Here is a 14,723-nt window from a genome sequence, read left to right on the forward strand (position 1 = left end):
ATGTGGAAACACGGTAGGGCGGGGCTCATCGGGGCGTCAAGGGGACTTCAACAGAATGTGGAAGGCGGTGGGCGGACCGTCGGGCGGCGGGGATTCGCACGCCAGGACGGCGATCGCGCTGGTGTACCCGGGGAAGCGGACGCTCCGCGCCGGGAAGAGCGGCCGGTGTGCAGTGGCGGTGAAGGGACGGTGCCTGCTGTGGGCCCGCCCCGCCGGGCTGGGTACCGTCGGTGCCACGCCGGGCCCGTGACGTCCAACTGAGGCCGGCGGCAGGGGGGTTCGGGAGCACCGCGGAGCGGGGGAACTCCGCCGGTGGCCCCGTCCAGGACCAGCGCGCCCGGTCCGCCGCACCCGAGCGAGGGACGCACCCCCCGGCCGCACCGACCCGACACCCGCCGCCGCGCTCTGGTCCGCCCGGACCCGCGGCCGTACCGCTGTCGCCGCTGTTTCCCCTGCCCTCCCGTTCCCCGCTCCTCCTCCTGCTCCCCGCCCTTGCAACGGCGCGCCCGCTGCGGCGGACGCGCGGAAGGAACGTCCCCATGCGCTGCTGCACCCCTGCCCGGTCCCTGGCGGTGACCGGGTGAACCCGCCGCCCCACCGGAGCGACAGCCCGCCGGGCCGCCTCCGCAAGCACGGCCCGCCGGGCCGGCCCCGCACCCCGGCCGCCGTCCTGCGCGCCGTCCCCTGGCGCCACGACCTGCCGGCCTCGCTGGTGGTGTTCCTGGTCGCCCTCCCGCTCTGCGTCGGCGTGGCCGTCGCCTCCGGCGTCCCGGCCGAACTCGGGCTGGTCACCGGCATCGTCGGCGGCCTGGTGGCCGGTCTGCTGCCCGGCAGCAGCCTCCAGGTCAGCGGGCCCGCCGCCGGACTGACCGTCCTGGTCGCCGACGCCGTCCAGCGCTTCGGCGTCGGCGCGCTCGGCCTGCTGGTGCTCGGCACCGGCCTGCTCCAGCTGGCGATGGGCGCCCTGCGGCTCGGCCGCTGGTTCCGGGCGATGTCCGCCTCGGTGGTGCACGGCATGCTGGCCGGCATCGGACTGACCCTGGTGTTCGGCCAGCTCTACGCGCTCGCCGACCGCCGCGCCCCCGCCACCGGGCCGGAGAAGATCGCCGGACTGCCCGGCCTGCTGGGCGACGTGCTGACCGCCGCGGCCAACCCGAGCGCCGTCGCCCTCGGCCTCGGCACCTTGCTGGTCCTGGTCGCCTGGAAGTACCTGCCGGAACGGGCCGCCCGTGCCGTCCCCGCCCCGCTGGCCGCCGTCGGCCTGGCCGCCGCCGTCACCGCGGCCGCCGACCTGCCGGTGGCCCGCGTCCACGTGGCCGGGCTGCTCGACGTGGTGCGCCTGCCCGGCCGCGACGCCCTGACCGCCCTGGCCGGCCCCGCCGGGATCGGCACGGTCGTCGCCTTCACCCTGATCGCCTCCGCCGAGACGCTGTTCAGCGCCGCCGCCGTCGACCGGATGCACCACGGCCCGCGCACCGACTACGACCGCGAGCTCACCGCCCAGGGCATCGGCAACACCGTCTGCGGGCTGCTCGGCGCGCTGCCGATGACCGCGGTGATCGTGCGCAGCGCGACCAACGTCCAGGCCGGCGCGCGCACCAAGGCCTCGCGGGTCCTGCACGGCGGCTGGCTGCTGGTGTTCACCGCGCTGCTGCCGGGCGCGCTCGGGCTCGTCCCGCTCACCGCGCTGGCCGCCGTCCTGGTGCACGCCGGCGCCAAGCTGGTGCCGGTGCGCCGGATCGTCGCGCTCTGCCGCGGGCACCTGGGCGAGGCGGTGGTGCTGGTGGTCACGACCGTCGCGATCATCGCCACCGACCTGTTCGAGGGGGTGCTGATCGGCGTCGGCCTGGCGGTGGCCAAGTCGGCCTGGCAGACCTCGCACCTGCACATCGCGGTCGAGGAGCAGGAGCAGCCGGCCGGGCAGCCGCTGCACCGGGTGCGGCTGAGCGGCAACGCCACCTTCCTGCGGCTGCCCCGGCTGCTGGACACCCTGGAACGGCTGCCGGGGGACCGGCCGGTGGAACTGGACTGGTCGGGGCTGCGCCACCTGGACCACGCCTGCACGGTGGCGCTGGTCTCCTGGGCCGACCAGCACCGGGCCCGCTCCACCGCCCCGCTGGCCGTCGAACCGCCGCTGCCTTCGGTGGCTTGAGGTCCGGTCCGGTCGGGGGACGTCCAGCCCGGTCGCGGGACGTCTAGCCTGGTCGCGGTCCGGGTGCAGGCCCGGGCCGCGACCGGTGCCGTCGACCACAAGGAGCGCAGAGCCGTGATCGCAGCCTTTTCGGTGACCCCGCTGGGGATCGGCGAGGACGTGGGGGAGGCGGTGGCCGCCGCCGTCCGGGTGGTCCGGGAGAGCGGTCTCCCGAACCGCACGGACGCGATGTTCACCAGCATCGAGGGGGAGTGGGACGAGGTGATGCCGGTGATCAGGGCGGCGATCGAGGCGGTGAAGGCGTACGGCAACCGGGTGAGCACGGTCATCAAGATCGACGACCGGGCCGGGGTCACCGACGGCCTCACCGCCAAGGTCGCCTCGGTCGAGCGACACCTGGCGGCGGGCGGTCCGTCGGACCGTTGACCGGCCCCGGGCGGTGCGTCAGACCGCCGACGTCGGCCGGACCGCCGGTTCGGCCGACGCCGCCAGGGGCCGGCGGGTGAGCAGGCGGTCCACGGCGTACGGGCCGGAGCCGAGCGCCGCGATGGCCAGGAAGGCCCAGCAGAACAGCACCGAGGGCTCGCCCCCGTTCTGCAGCGGCAGCAGCGCGTGCTCCTGGTGGACGGTGAAGTAGGCGTAGGCCATCGAGCCGGAGCAGAGCAGGGCGGCCACCCTGGTGCCGGCGCCGAGCAGCACCAGGACGCCGCCGACCAGCTGGATCAGCGCGGCCCACCAGCCGGGCCACTGGCCGAGCGGGACGGTGCCGCCGCCCTTGGCGCCGCCGAGCACGCCGAACAGCGAGGCGGCGCCGTGGCAGGCGAAGAGCAGGCCGACGACGATCCGGAACGCCGTCAGCACGACGGGTCTGACGGCGTCGGCGGTCTGCCGGGAGTGGGCGGGACGGGGTGTGGACATGCGAAGCGCCTCCTGTGGGGGAAGGAGGTGGATGTGGGAGCGGTAAGGGTAGCCATGGTCTAGTCCACTTGGCAATGCTCCGTCAGAGATCAGGTCTGGACCACTGATCGCTCTTTCTTGACCGACCGATCCAGAAAGGGCTACTGTTCCCGGCGTGGCGCGAACGAAGGAATTCGACCCGGACGCGGCGCTGCAGGCGGCCCTGGAGCTGTTCTGGCAGCGCGGCTACGAGGCCACCTCGATGGCCGACCTGGTCGAGCGGCTCGGCATCGCCCGGGCCAGTCTCTACGCGACCTTCGGCAGCAAGCGCGAGCTGTACCTGCGGGCGCTGGAGCGCTACTGCGAGCAGAGCGACGCGGCGCGGCTGGACGACCTGTCCCAGCCGGGCCCGGCGCTGCCGGCGGTCCGTGCGCTGGTCCGCCAGTACGCGACGGCGGAGGAGGGGGAGCGGCGGCTCGGCTGCTTCGTCACCAACACGGCGGTGGAGCTGGCTCCGCACGACCCGGCCGCGTCCCGCCGGGTGGAGGCGAGCTTCGACCGCCTGGAGACGCTGCTCGCCGCCGCCCTGGCGCGGGCCGCCGCGCAGGGCGAGCTGCCCGCCGGGCGGGACCCGCGGGCGCTCGCCAGGATGCTGGTGGTGCTGCTCCAGGGCATCCGGGTGGTGGGCAAGACCGCCGACGGCGCGCCCCTGGCGCGGGACGCCGCCGAACAGGCGCTGGCACTGCTGGACTGACACCCGGCCGGCTCGGGCCGGGTCTTCTGCTGGGCTCATACTGGACCGAACGGTCTACATAGGGGGGAGGGTTTTACATGCCTGTCATCGCTACCGGCCGGTACGGCTTCGCGCTGCTCGGCGTCGTCCAGGCGGTGCTGATCTTCACGATCATGATCCTGACCGTGCCGCTGCCGCTGGTGGCACGGGAGTTGGGGCTCGGCCCGTCCGGGGTGCTGCTGCTCAGCGCCGCCTACGGCCTCTCCTTCAGCTCCCTGCTGCTGCTCGGCGGACGGCTGACCGACCGTCACGGCGGGCGCCCGGTGCTCCGCGCCGGCCTGGCGCTGCTCGCCGCCGCCTCGATCGCCTGCGCTCTCGCGCCCGGCTACCCCGTCCTGCTGGCGAGCCGCTTCGCGCAGGGCGCGGGCGCGGCCCTCACCGCCCCGGCGGCTGTCGCCGTGGTCCGGGTGCTGCACCCCGAACCGGCCGCCTACCGCCGGGCGATGGCCACCTGGGGCGGCCTGTCGGTGCTCGGCGCCACCGTCGGCAGCGTGGTCTCGGGCGCGGTCGCCACCGCGGTCTCCTGGCGCTGGCTGTTCGCGGTGCCCGTCGTGGTCGCCCTGGCCGGGCTCGCCCGCTCCGGATCCCTGCCCGCAGCCCCTGGTCATGCCCCCGCCGTCCGCCGACCGGCCCTCGACCTGCCCGGCGCCGCCCTCGCCACCGCCGGTGTCTGCGCGGCGAGTTACGCCCTGGTGGCCTCCACCGAGCAGGGCTGGCGCAGCCCCGGGACGTACGGCCCGCTGGCCGCCGGACTCGCCCTGCTGCTCGCCTTCGCCGTCGTCGAGCGCCGCACCGCCGACCCGCTGCTGCCACCCGGCTTCCTCGCCGACCGGCGCCGCGCCACCGCGCTCGCCGCCGTCATGGCCACCGCCGCCGGCACCGCGCTCACCTTCGTCCTGCTCTCGCTCTACCTCCAGCAGCTGCGCGGCTGGAGCGCCGCGGCCACCTCCGCCGCCTTCCTGCCGTACGCGGTGGTCCTGCTGCTCTCCGGTCGGCTGGCCGGCCCGCTGACCGTCCGGTACGGACCGGTGGCGGTCACCGCCGGCGGCCTCGCCGTGGCGGCCGCCGGACTCGGTCTGCTGGCCGGGCTCGCCCCCGGCAGCGGCTACGCCACCGGCCTGCTGCCCGGACTGCTCCTGCTGCCCGCCGGCGCCGCCGCGGCCTTCGCCGGGGCGGCCGTGCTCGCCACCGGCGGGGTGCCGCCCGAGCGCACCGGGCTGGCCGCCGGAGTGTTCAACACGGCCATGGAACTCGGCCCCACGGCCGGACTGGCCGCCCTGATGGCGCTCGCCGCCACCCGCCCGAGCGTCGTCGGCGGCTACGCCGCGGCCTTCGCGGCGGCCGCCGCGGGGCTGGCGCTGACCGCCGTCGCGGTCGCCGCCCTGCCCCGCGCCACCCCTACCACCAGCACCACTGCACCCGAACACGCCACCCGGATCAAGGAGTTCACCTCATGAGCACGCGTTTCGCCGACAAGTCCGTCCTGGTCACCGGCGCGGGCAGCGGCATCGGCCGGGCCATCGCGCTCGCCTTCGCCCGCGAGGGCGCCCGGGTCGCGGTCGCCGGCCGCACCGCCGGACCGCTCGCCGAGACCGTCGAGCTGATCGAGCGGGCCGGCGGCAAGGCCGCGGCGCTCACCGGCGACGTGACGAACGCCCAGGACGCCGCCCGGCTGGTCGGTGAGACCGTCGAGCTGTTCGGCGGCCTGGACGTCGCCGTCAACAACGCCGGGGTGTTCGGCGCCGCCGGTCCGGTCGCCGACATCGACGAGGCCGAGTGGCAGCGGGTGTTCGGCATCAACGTCACCGGCACCCTGCTCGCCATGCAGCCGCAGATCGCCCACATGCGGGCCCACGGCGGCGGCGCGATCGTCAACGTCTCGTCCAACCTGGGCGCCCACAAGCGGCTCGCGGGCGTCGGGGCCTATGCCGCCAGCAAGGCCGCGGTCACCGTGCTGACCAGGGCCGCCGCCCTCGACCACATCGCCGAGGGCGTGCGGATCAACACCGTCAGCCCCGGCGCGGTGGACACCCCGATGTCCTCCCGGCCGGGCGAGGACGCCGCGACCAAGGCCGGGCGGATGAAGGCCGAGGTCCCGGTCGGCCGGGCCGGGGCGACGGAGGAGGTGGCCGCCGCGGTGCTGTACCTGGCCTCGGACGAGGCGGGCTACACCGTCGGCAGCGACCTCGTCCTGGACGGCGGCTCCTCGGCCTGACCGCCTGACCGCCCGATCGCGTGACCGCCTGACGGCCTGACCGCCCGATCGCGTCATCCCCGCCGGGCTACTCGTCCGGCGACTCCCCGGGCACCACCCCGTAGAACGCGTCCAGCGCCTGCGGGGTGCGTGCCCGGACCACCACCCAGGCCTCCTCGGCCACCCCGACCAGCACCTCCGGGCCCTGGTACCAGCGGAAGTGGCGGCCGAGCGCCGGCAACTCGCCCAGACCGTCCGGCAGTTCCTCGTCCCAGTCGAGGAAGTCGGTCAGCTCGTGGTCCTCCAGCAGCTTCTCCATCAGCGCCATCGCCGCGGCCGTCGCCGAGAAGCGCTCGTCCCAGGGCTCCCACCGCTCCTGCGACTTGTCCGCCAGGTCGAGCCGGAACACCGTCGGCGGATCCTCCCGGTCGAGGCCGTCCAGCGGCACGCCCCAGTGCGCGCAGCCCTGGTTCTCGGCCCGGAACACCAGGGCGCCGTCCAGCACGTGCAGCTCGTCCGGCGTCAGCAGCACGTCCTGGCTGCTGGTCAGGTCCGCCCGGCGGCCGAACAGCCGGTACGCCTCGCGCAGCGCCACCGGCAACCGCAGGCCCAGCCGCCGCTCGGCCGCGTCCAGCTCCGCGTCCGTGAAGCCGTCGCCGGGCCCCAGCGGCTCGCCCCAGTACGCGGCGAAGCCCCTGACGAGTGCCCAGGCGCCCGCGCGGGAGCGCACACTTTCGGCCATTGCGGCCGGGATGTCGAATTCCGTTTCGTCCACCCGCGCACCGTACGCCACCCCTCCGACAGCGCGGTGGACCGCCCAACTGGCCCTCTGCCGCCGGTTCGCCGCCCGTCCGGGCACGACCGGCCGGATCTGACGCGAACGCGTAATCCCCGCGACACCCGTTGATCACCGCGGGGTTTCCGCGCCGTCGTTCGGGCAAGACACGGTTTCGGCCGGAACCGACATCACGAAAGGCGGACGCGCGACACATGCCGACCGCACCGCACACCGGGCCCCTCCCGGCCCGTCGAAGCCGCTGGGGAGAACACGGGCTGGCCTGGGCCTTCCTGCTGCCCTCCCTGGTGGTCTTCGTCCTCTTCATCGGCTACCCGCTGGGACGGACCCTCTACCTCAGCGGGCACGCCAACGACCTCTTCGGCGCGCCCTCCCGCTACGTCGGGTTCAAGCACTACACCGACCTCTTCGCCTCGGCCGACTTCGTCCGCACCCTCACGACCACGGCACTGTTCACCCTGCTCACCGTGGTGCCCGGGGTGCTCGGCGCGCTGGTGCTGGTGCTGCTCCTGGAGAACCGGATCCGGGGCGTGCGACTGCTGCGCTCGGCCTTCGCGCTGCCCTTCGCGTTCTCGGTGGCCAGCGCCTCGGTGGTGTTCGCGGTGTTCTTCAACCCCGCCAGCGGGGTGCTCAACGGGCTGCTCTCGCACGTGGGCCTCGGCCCGATCGGCTGGCTGACCGACTCCCGGTACGCCCTGCTCTCGGTGGCCGTCACCACGGTCTGGATGAACCTCGGCTACAACGTGCTGGTGCTCTCCGCGGGCATCGGCTCGATCCCGGGGGAGATCCTGGAGGCGGCCCGCATCGACGGCGCCTCCGGCCTGCGGCTGGCCCGTTCGATCACCGTCCCGATGCTCGGTCCGAACCTGTTCTTCCTGACCGTGGTCTCCACCGTCCACGCGCTCCAGAGCTTCGGCCAGATCCACATCCTCACCAAGGGCGGGCCGGACGGCTCCACCCGGACCCTCGTCTACTCCGTCTACGAGAAGGCCTTCGCCTACGGCTCCAGCGACTTCGGCACCGCGAGCGCCCAGGCCGTGGTGCTGCTCGTGGTCGTCCTCGCCTGCACGGCCGTCCAGTTCGGCGTCCTGGAGCGGAAGGTGCACTACGCATGACCACCCTCACCACCGAGGCCGAGCCGAAGGCCGGGGCGCCCCGGCCGCCCGCCCGCGCCCGCGTCCTCGCCGGGCGCTCCGCGCGCGACCTTCTCGGCCGCGCCGCCGTCTACCTGCTGCTCGCCGTCGCCGTCGTCACCGTGGCCTTCCCGGTCTACTACGCCGTCGCCGGCGCCTTCATGGGCCCGTCCGAGCTCTCCTCCTACCCGCCGGCCCTGGTGCCGCACTCGGTCACCGGACGGAACTTCTCCGGCGCCGTGGACGCCATCCCGCTGGCCCGCCAGTACGCCAACTCGGCGATCGTGGCGACCGTCATCACCCTCGCCCAGCTGTTCACCTCGGTCCTCGCCGCGTACGCCTTCGTCTTCCTGCCGATGAAGGCCCGCGCCGTGGTGTTCGGGGTGTTCCTGGCCACCCTGATGGTCCCGTGGGAGGCCATCATCATCCCCAACTACCTGACGCTGTCCGGCTGGGGGCTCGGCAACACCTACTTCGGCCTGGTGCTGCCCTTCCTGGCCTCCGGCTTCGGTACCTTCATGCTGCGCCAGGCCTTCCGCCAGCTGCCCGGCGAACTGCGCGACGCCGCCCGGATCGACGGGGCCGGCCACTGGCGCTTCCTGTGGCGGATCGTCGTCCCGCTCAACAAGCCGGCCCTCGCGGCGCTGTCGATCTACGTCTTCCTGTCGGCGTGGAACCAGTACTTCTGGCCGCTGATCATCACCCGCACGGCGAACATGCAGACCCTCCAGATCGGCCTCACCTCGCTGCGCGACGCCGAGATGGCCGACCCCGGGCTGATCCTGGCCGGCGTCGTGCTCTCCCTGCTGCCCACCCTCGCCCTGGTGGTCTTCGGCCAGCGCTTCATCGTCCGCGGCCTCACCGCGGGCGCGGTCCGCTGACCGTGCCCCTCCCGCTCCTCCTGTGTCCCCCCTCCTCGAACGCTCGAAAGAGAGAACCCTCGTGAAGAAGAGTGCGCGCGCGCTCGCTGCCCTGCTGGTGGCCGGCCTGTCCCTGACCGCCTGCAGCTCCAGCGGCTCCGGTTCCGGCTCCGGCGGCTCCGCCGACGCCGGCGCGCCCGGCGCCCAGGCGCTCGACCAGGCCTCCGGTGTCACCAGCGTCGAGTTCTGGCACTCGATGACCGGCAAGAACGCCGAGGTGCTGAACGGGCTGGTCGGCCAGTTCAACGCCGCCCACCAGGGCAAGATCGAGGTCAAGGCGCAGTTCCAGGGCAAGTACGACGAGCTGGTCACCAAGTACAAGGCCGCGGTGCAGCAGAAGGGCACCCCCGCCCTGGCGCAGGTCTACGACATCGGCACCCGGTTCATGATCGACTCCAAGCAGACCGTCCCGGCCCAGGCCTTCGCCGACAAGGACGGCTACTCGCTGGACGACCTGGACGCCAACATCCGCAACTACTACTCGGTCGGCGGCAAGCTCCAGGCGATGCCGTTCAACTCCTCGATGCCGCTGCTCTACCTGAACACCGACGCCTTCAAGGAGGCCGGCCTCGACCCGGCCCAGGCCCCCAAGGACCTGGCCGAGCTGGGCGAGCTGGCCAAGAAGCTGACCAAGAAGGACGGCGACGGCAAGACCGTCCGGTACGGCTTCGGCGCCGCCATCTACGGCTGGTTCGTCGAGCAGCTGCTCGCCGAGTCCGGCACCATGTACTGCGACAACGACAACGGCCGCGGCAACAAGGCGGGCAAGGTCGTCTTCGACTCCGCCCAGGGCGCCCAGATCGTCCAGTGGTGGGCCGACCTGGTCAAGGGCGGCTACGCGGCCAACACCGGCCGCACCACCGACGACGCCCAGGCCGCGTTCAAGGCCGGTACGGTCGCGATGCACCTGGAGTCCACCGGCGTGCTGCGCGGCTACACCGAGGCCGCGAAGTTCGGCGTCGGCACCGCGGCCTTCCCGAAGGTCACCGCCGCCGACCAGGGCGGCCCGGTGATCGGCGGCGCCTCGCTGTGGATCAGCGGCCCCGGCCACTCCGACGCCGAGAAGCGCGCGGCCTGGGAGTTCGAGAAGTTCGTCTCCGCCCCCGAGCAGCAGGCCGTCTGGCACACCGGCACCGGCTACTTCCCGGTCAACACCAAGGCCCTGGACGACCCCAAGGACAAGGAGTGGGTGGCCAAGTACCCGCAGTTCCAGACCGCGATCGACCAGCTGAAGGCCACCAAGCCGACCCCGGCCACGGCCGGCTGCCTGCTCGGCGTGATGCCGCAGGCACGCAAGGGCGTGGAGACCGCGATCGAGCAGACCATCGCCGGCACCAAGCCCGCCCAGCAGGCCCTGGCCGACGCGGCCAAGGAGCTCCAGCCGGCGATCGAGAGCTACAACAGCTCGGTCGGCTGACCTCCGGGACTACGACGACGGCCCGCCCCGCGCACCACGCGCGGGGCGGGCCGCCGCCGTTCGGGCGGGTCCGCCGCGGGCGGGCATGCGCGGGCTAGGCAGAGAGCGCCTCGCCGTCCTCCGAGGGGGCGCACGCGGCCGCCAGTTCGTCCAGGGACAGGTCGAGCGCGAAGGCCAGCGCCGCGATGGTGAAGAAGGACGGCGTCGGCGCCCGGCCGGTCTCGATCTTCCGCAGCGTCTCCGCCGAGACGCCGGCCACCGCCGCCACCTCGACCATGCTGCGCTCGCCGCGCGCCTCGCGCAGCAGCGCCCCGAAGTGCTCGCCGCGCTCGCGCTCCCACGGGGTCAGCGGAGTCCTCACCATGCCGACGAGTCTAGGGCCTGTCTTCAAGCTCCCGTCTGCGGGGCGCCGCCGGGGCACGCACCTCGCCGCATTGTCGTCGGTCGCCAATGCTCCGCAGTGGCTCCCTCCTCCGCCTTGCGATGCACGCACCCCAACGCCGCCCCGCCCGCCCTCCGGGCGGACGACGGGAGCTTGAAGACAGGCCCAGGCCCTCCCGCCCTGGGGCGTCCCACCCCCACGACCGTGATACAAATACCGGTATAAGAATTGGATCCAGGGGAGAGAAGCACCATGGTCGAACTCAAGTCGGACGCCGGGCTGGCCGCGATGCGCGAGGCCGGGCGGGTGGTGGCGGACGCGCTGGCGGCCGTCCGGGAGCAGGCGGCGGTCGGGGTGAGCCTGCTGGAGCTGGACGAGGTGGCGCGGGGCGTGCTCAAGGCGGCCGGGGCCACCTCGCCGTTCCTCGGCTACCGTCCGGCCTTCGCGCCCGTCCCGTTCCCGGCCGTCATCTGCGCCTCGGTGAACGACGCCGTGGTGCACGGCATCCCGGACGGCTACCGGCTGCGCGACGGCGACCTGGTGAGCATCGACTGCGGCGCCCTCCTGGACGGCTGGGCCGGGGACGCGGCGGTCAGCTTCACCGTCGGCACCGCCCGGCCCGAGGACACCGCCCTGATCGAGACCACCCGGCGCGCCCTGGAGGCCGGCATCGCCGCCGCCGTGGTCGGCAACCGCACCGGCGACATCGCCCACGCCATCGGCGCCGTCGCCCGCGCCGGCCGGTACGGCCTGCTGGACGGCTACGGCGGCCACGGCATCGGCCGCCGGATGCACGAGGACCCGCACGTGCCCAACGAGGGCCGCCCGGGCCGGGGTTACCCGCTGCGCCCCGGTCTGGTGCTGGCGATCGAGCCGATGCTGCTGGCCGGCGGCCGCGACGACCACCGCACCGACCCGGACGGCTGGACCCTGCGCACCGTCGACGGCGCCCGGGCCGCCCACGTCGAGCACACCGTCGCCATCACCGAGGACGGCCCGCGGATCCTCACCCTGCCCTGATCCGGAAGGACTTAGGCTCGGGCCATGACCAAAGCTGTGATGTTCGACTTCTCCGGCACCCTCTTCAGGGTCGTCTCCACCGCCGAGTGGCTGGCGGCTCACCTCGCCGCCACCGGCCTCGCCCTGCCCGCCGGGGAGGAGGCCGAACTGATAGCCCGGCTGGAGGAGTTCGGCGCCCTGCCCGGCGGTGTGCCGCCGCGCCGCATCCCGCCGGAGGTCCAGCAGGCCTGGGACACCCGCGACTTGACCCCCGAGCTGCATCGCACCGCGTACACCGCGCTGGCCCGCGCCGCCGAGCCGCCCGCGGCCCTCGACGTGGACGCCCTCTACGAGTCCCACCTGGCGCCCGCGAGTTGGCGCCCGTACCCGGACGCCGCCCCCGTGCTGCGCGAGCTGCGCCGCCGGGGCGTGCCGGTCGCCGTGGTGAGCAACATCGCCTGGGACCTGCGGCCGGTGTTCCGCGCGTACGGCCTGGAGGAGCTGGTCGACGTCTACGTGCTGTCGTACGAGGTCGGCGCCCAGAAGCCCGACCCGGTGATCTTCGAGACCGCCTGCGAGCGGCTCGGCCTCGCCCCGGCCGACGTCCTGATGGTCGGCGACGACCGGACCTGCGACGGCGGCGCGACCGCGCTCGGCTGCGGCTTCCACCCGGTCGAGCACCTGCCGGTCGACCGGCGGCCGGACGCCCTCACGCCGCTGCTGGCCGTCCTGTCCGGGTGATCCGGGTGATCCGGGTGGGACGGGTGACGGAGGACACGAGGTGGTGCCCCGGGGGCCCGGAGTACCGTGCGGGGCATGAGTGATCAGGACTTCACCACGCACATCACCGTCCGCGGGTACGAGACGGACTCCCAGGGGCACCTGAACCAGGCGGTCTACCTCCAGTACGCCGAGCACGCCCGCTGGGAGTACCTCCGGGCGGCCGGGATCCGCCAGGCGGACCTGGTCGCCAAGGGGGTCGGCCCGGTGGTCCTGGAGACCACGGTCAAGTACCTGCGGGAGCTGCGCGCGGGCGACTCGGTGGCGGTCAGCTGCTCGTTCACCTGGCGGGATGGCAAGACCTTCCAGGTGGTGCAGCGGCTGGTCCGCGAGGACGGCGTGCTGGCCGCCGAGATCACCGGTGTCGGCGGCATCCTCGACCTGGCGGAGCGCAGGCTGGTCGCCGACCCGCGCGAGCCGCTGCGCGCCCTGGCCGCCGAACCGGGCCTGCTCGGCCTCTGAGCCGGACCGGACCCCGCCGTACCGCTCCCACCACCCCCACCCCGCGCGGCCGGAGACCGCGGCCGGAAGCGGTCTCCGCCCCCTCCCCGGTGCCCGGGGGATTTCCCCACCCCCGACCGGCCCGCTGCCCGCATGGTTCCAAGTCCCGTGCCCCAGCAGACTCTTGGGCATGACGAAGCCCACCCGCACCACACCCACCCGCACCACACCCACCCGCACCACACCCGCCCGCACCACACCCGCCCGCACCGTCACCGCCGTGTTCACCGCGGCCGCCGCCTTGGCCGTGACCGCGCTGAGCGCCCTGCCCGCCGGTGCGGCCGAGAGCGCGAAGCCCGGGCGGGACGGCCTCGCCTGGGCCGCGTGTCCGGGCGCCCCGGCCGACAGCCCCCAACGGTGCGCCGAGGTCACCGTCCCGCTGGACTACGCCGATCCGGACGGCGCCCGCGTCACCCTCGCCGTCTCCCGGATCAGCGCCGCCGACCCCGGCCGGCGCCGAGGCGTCCTGCTGGCGGTCCCCGGCGGACCGGGAGGTTCCAGCCTCGACCTCGTCCACGGCATGGCCGGGCGCCTGCCCCAGTCCGTCCGGGACCGCTACGACGTGGTCGGCTTCGACCCGCGCGGCGTCGGCCGCTCCACCCCGGTCAGCTGCGGTCTCGACCCCGCCGACCTGTCGATGGTCAAACTGCGTCCCTGGCCCGCCGCCGACGGCTCGATCGACGGGAACCTGGCCACCGCCCGCCGCGTCGCCGACGCCTGCGCCCGCAACGGCGGCCCGGTGCTGCGCAGCATCTCCACCGCCAACGAGGCCCGCGACCTCGACGGCATCCGCCGCGCCCTCGGCGAGCGCCGCCTCTCGCTCTGGGGCGTCTCGTACGGCACCTACGCGGGCGCCGTCTACGCCACCATGTTCCCGGAGCGGACCGACCGGGTCGTGCTGGACAGCAACGACGACCCGGACCCGTCGCGGGTCGGGCGCGGCTGGCTGGACGCCTACGGCCGGGGCGTCGAGGACCGCTTCCCGGACTTCGCGAGGTGGGCGTCCGCGCCGGACAACCCGGACCGGGTCGCGGACACCCCCGAGGAGGTCCGCCCGCTCTTCCTCGACCTCGCCGCCCGCCTCGACCGGGCCCCACTGCCCTGGCCGGGCGCCAACCCGGCGGAGCTGAACGGCAACGTGCTGCGCCAGACCCTGCTGGACAGCATGAACGCGGACGCCCGCTTCCCGGACGTCGCGGGGCTGATGCTGGCCGGTCTCGGCCGCCGTCCGCTGCCCGCCCCGGTGGTGCCGCCGGAGGCGGCGGTGCAGAACACCATCGCCGTCTCGGTCGGGACCCTCTGCAACGACGTCCGGTGGCCCGCCGACCCGGCCGGCTACGCCAAGGCCGTGACCACCGACCGCGCCGCCCGCCCGCTCACCGCCGGCCTGCCGGTGAACGTGATGCCCTGCGCCTTCTGGCCGTTCGCGCCCGCCGAGCCGCCGGTGCGGGTCACCGACCGGGGCCCGTCCAACGTGCTGCTCGCGCAGAACCTGCGCGACCCCGCGACGCCGTACACCGGCGCGCTCAAGCTGCGTGCGGCGTTCGGGGACCGGGCGCGGATGGTGACGGTGGACTCGGGCGGCCACGACGTGTACCGGGCCAACGGGAACGCCTGCGGCGACGAGGTGGTGACGGACTACCTGGTCACCGGCCACCGCCCGGCCCGGGACGTCTTCTGCCCGGCCGGCTGAGCGGGTTCGGCTGAGCGGAACCGGCCGAGCGAGGTCGGCCGGGCGGCGCGCGGGGCAACGGGCCGT

General features: G+C 74.4%; 15 protein-coding genes. 12 read left to right on the top strand and 3 right to left on the bottom strand.

Features of this window, described 5'->3' with window-relative positions; genetic code table 11:
* The first annotated feature begins 670 nt into the window (after positions 1–670).
* Together ACFY4B_RS24825 and ACFY4B_RS24830 are read left to right on the top strand one after the other, a co-directional pair.
* A complete protein-coding gene (locus tag ACFY4B_RS24825; RefSeq protein ID WP_387971363.1) occupies positions 671–2,152 on the top strand; it encodes a SulP family inorganic anion transporter in 1,482 nt (493 codons plus the stop codon).
* A gap of 114 nt (positions 2,153–2,266) precedes the next feature.
* On the top strand, positions 2,267–2,578 hold the full coding sequence (locus ACFY4B_RS24830; RefSeq protein WP_375875015.1) for an MTH1187 family thiamine-binding protein: 312 nt from the start codon (positions 2,267–2,269) through the stop codon (positions 2,576–2,578).
* Between the two features lie 18 nt (positions 2,579–2,596).
* On the opposite strand, the gene ACFY4B_RS24835 is transcribed toward ACFY4B_RS24830, so the two are convergent.
* Positions 2,597–3,070, bottom strand: coding sequence for a DoxX family protein (locus ACFY4B_RS24835; protein ID WP_049652696.1), 474 nt, complete (start codon positions 3,068–3,070; stop codon positions 2,597–2,599).
* Positions 3,071–3,224: 154 nt separating this feature from the next.
* On the opposite strand from ACFY4B_RS24835, the gene ACFY4B_RS24840 reads away from it, so the two are divergent.
* The 3 genes from ACFY4B_RS24840 to ACFY4B_RS24850 all read left to right on the top strand — a co-directional run bounded on the left by ACFY4B_RS24840 (position 3,225) and on the right by ACFY4B_RS24850 (position 6,057).
* A complete protein-coding gene (locus tag ACFY4B_RS24840; protein WP_375875014.1) occupies positions 3,225–3,803 on the top strand; it encodes a TetR/AcrR family transcriptional regulator in 579 nt (192 codons plus the stop codon).
* Positions 3,804–3,880: 77 nt separating this feature from the next.
* Positions 3,881–5,299: an MFS transporter gene (locus tag ACFY4B_RS24845; RefSeq protein WP_387971044.1), complete on the top strand. Its 1,419-nt coding sequence runs from the start codon at positions 3,881–3,883 to the stop codon at positions 5,297–5,299.
* The gene (locus ACFY4B_RS24850; protein WP_049655613.1) at positions 5,296–6,057 is read left to right on the top strand and encodes an SDR family NAD(P)-dependent oxidoreductase; all 762 of its coding nucleotides are present in this window, start codon (positions 5,296–5,298) and stop codon (positions 6,055–6,057) included. Before ACFY4B_RS24845 ends, ACFY4B_RS24850 begins: the two co-directional genes overlap by 4 nt.
* Before the next feature lie 67 nt (positions 6,058–6,124).
* On the opposite strand, the gene ACFY4B_RS24855 is transcribed toward ACFY4B_RS24850, so the two are convergent.
* Positions 6,125–6,811, bottom strand: coding sequence for an SMI1/KNR4 family protein (locus ACFY4B_RS24855; RefSeq protein WP_387971047.1), 687 nt, complete (start codon positions 6,809–6,811; stop codon positions 6,125–6,127).
* Between the two features lie 215 nt (positions 6,812–7,026).
* On the opposite strand from ACFY4B_RS24855, the gene ACFY4B_RS24860 reads away from it, so the two are divergent.
* The 3 genes from ACFY4B_RS24860 (at position 7,027) to ACFY4B_RS24870 (ending at position 10,302) form a co-directional block, all read left to right on the top strand.
* Positions 7,027–7,947 (top strand): carbohydrate ABC transporter permease, encoded by a 921-nt coding sequence (locus ACFY4B_RS24860; protein ID WP_049655615.1) that lies wholly within the window; start codon positions 7,027–7,029, stop codon positions 7,945–7,947.
* A complete protein-coding gene (locus ACFY4B_RS24865; protein WP_082345967.1) occupies positions 7,944–8,846 on the top strand; it encodes a carbohydrate ABC transporter permease in 903 nt (300 codons plus the stop codon). Before ACFY4B_RS24860 ends, ACFY4B_RS24865 begins: the two co-directional genes overlap by 4 nt.
* Positions 8,847–8,907: 61 nt before the next feature.
* Entirely contained in the window at positions 8,908–10,302 is a 1,395-nt protein-coding gene (locus tag ACFY4B_RS24870; protein WP_053112245.1) for an ABC transporter substrate-binding protein, read from the top strand.
* 94 nt (positions 10,303–10,396) lie between these two features.
* Here ACFY4B_RS24870 and ACFY4B_RS24875 read toward each other — a convergent pair whose 3' ends face one another.
* Positions 10,397–10,666: a helix-turn-helix domain-containing protein gene (locus ACFY4B_RS24875; protein ID WP_049655616.1), complete on the bottom strand. Its 270-nt coding sequence runs from the start codon at positions 10,664–10,666 to the stop codon at positions 10,397–10,399.
* A gap of 270 nt (positions 10,667–10,936) precedes the next feature.
* Between ACFY4B_RS24875 and map the strand changes: the two genes are divergently transcribed.
* The 4 genes from map (at position 10,937) to ACFY4B_RS24895 (ending at position 14,657) form a co-directional block, all read left to right on the top strand.
* On the top strand, positions 10,937–11,704 hold the full coding sequence (gene map, locus ACFY4B_RS24880; RefSeq protein ID WP_380744860.1) for a type I methionyl aminopeptidase: 768 nt from the start codon (positions 10,937–10,939) through the stop codon (positions 11,702–11,704).
* A gap of 24 nt (positions 11,705–11,728) precedes the next feature.
* On the top strand, positions 11,729–12,424 hold the full coding sequence (locus ACFY4B_RS24885) for an HAD-IA family hydrolase (protein ID WP_387971052.1): 696 nt from the start codon (positions 11,729–11,731) through the stop codon (positions 12,422–12,424).
* A gap of 75 nt (positions 12,425–12,499) precedes the next feature.
* Complete coding sequence (locus ACFY4B_RS24890; protein ID WP_387971055.1) at positions 12,500–12,925, top strand: acyl-CoA thioesterase; 426 nt, start codon at positions 12,500–12,502, stop codon at positions 12,923–12,925.
* Positions 12,926–13,094: 169 nt separating this feature from the next.
* Positions 13,095–14,657, top strand: a complete 1,563-nt coding sequence (locus ACFY4B_RS24895; RefSeq protein WP_387971058.1) for an alpha/beta hydrolase — start codon at positions 13,095–13,097, stop codon at positions 14,655–14,657.
* Positions 14,658–14,723 lie beyond the last annotated feature (66 nt).

The organism is Kitasatospora sp. NPDC001261 (assembly GCF_042896795.1).
Taxonomy (GTDB): domain Bacteria; phylum Actinomycetota; class Actinomycetes; order Streptomycetales; family Streptomycetaceae; genus Kitasatospora.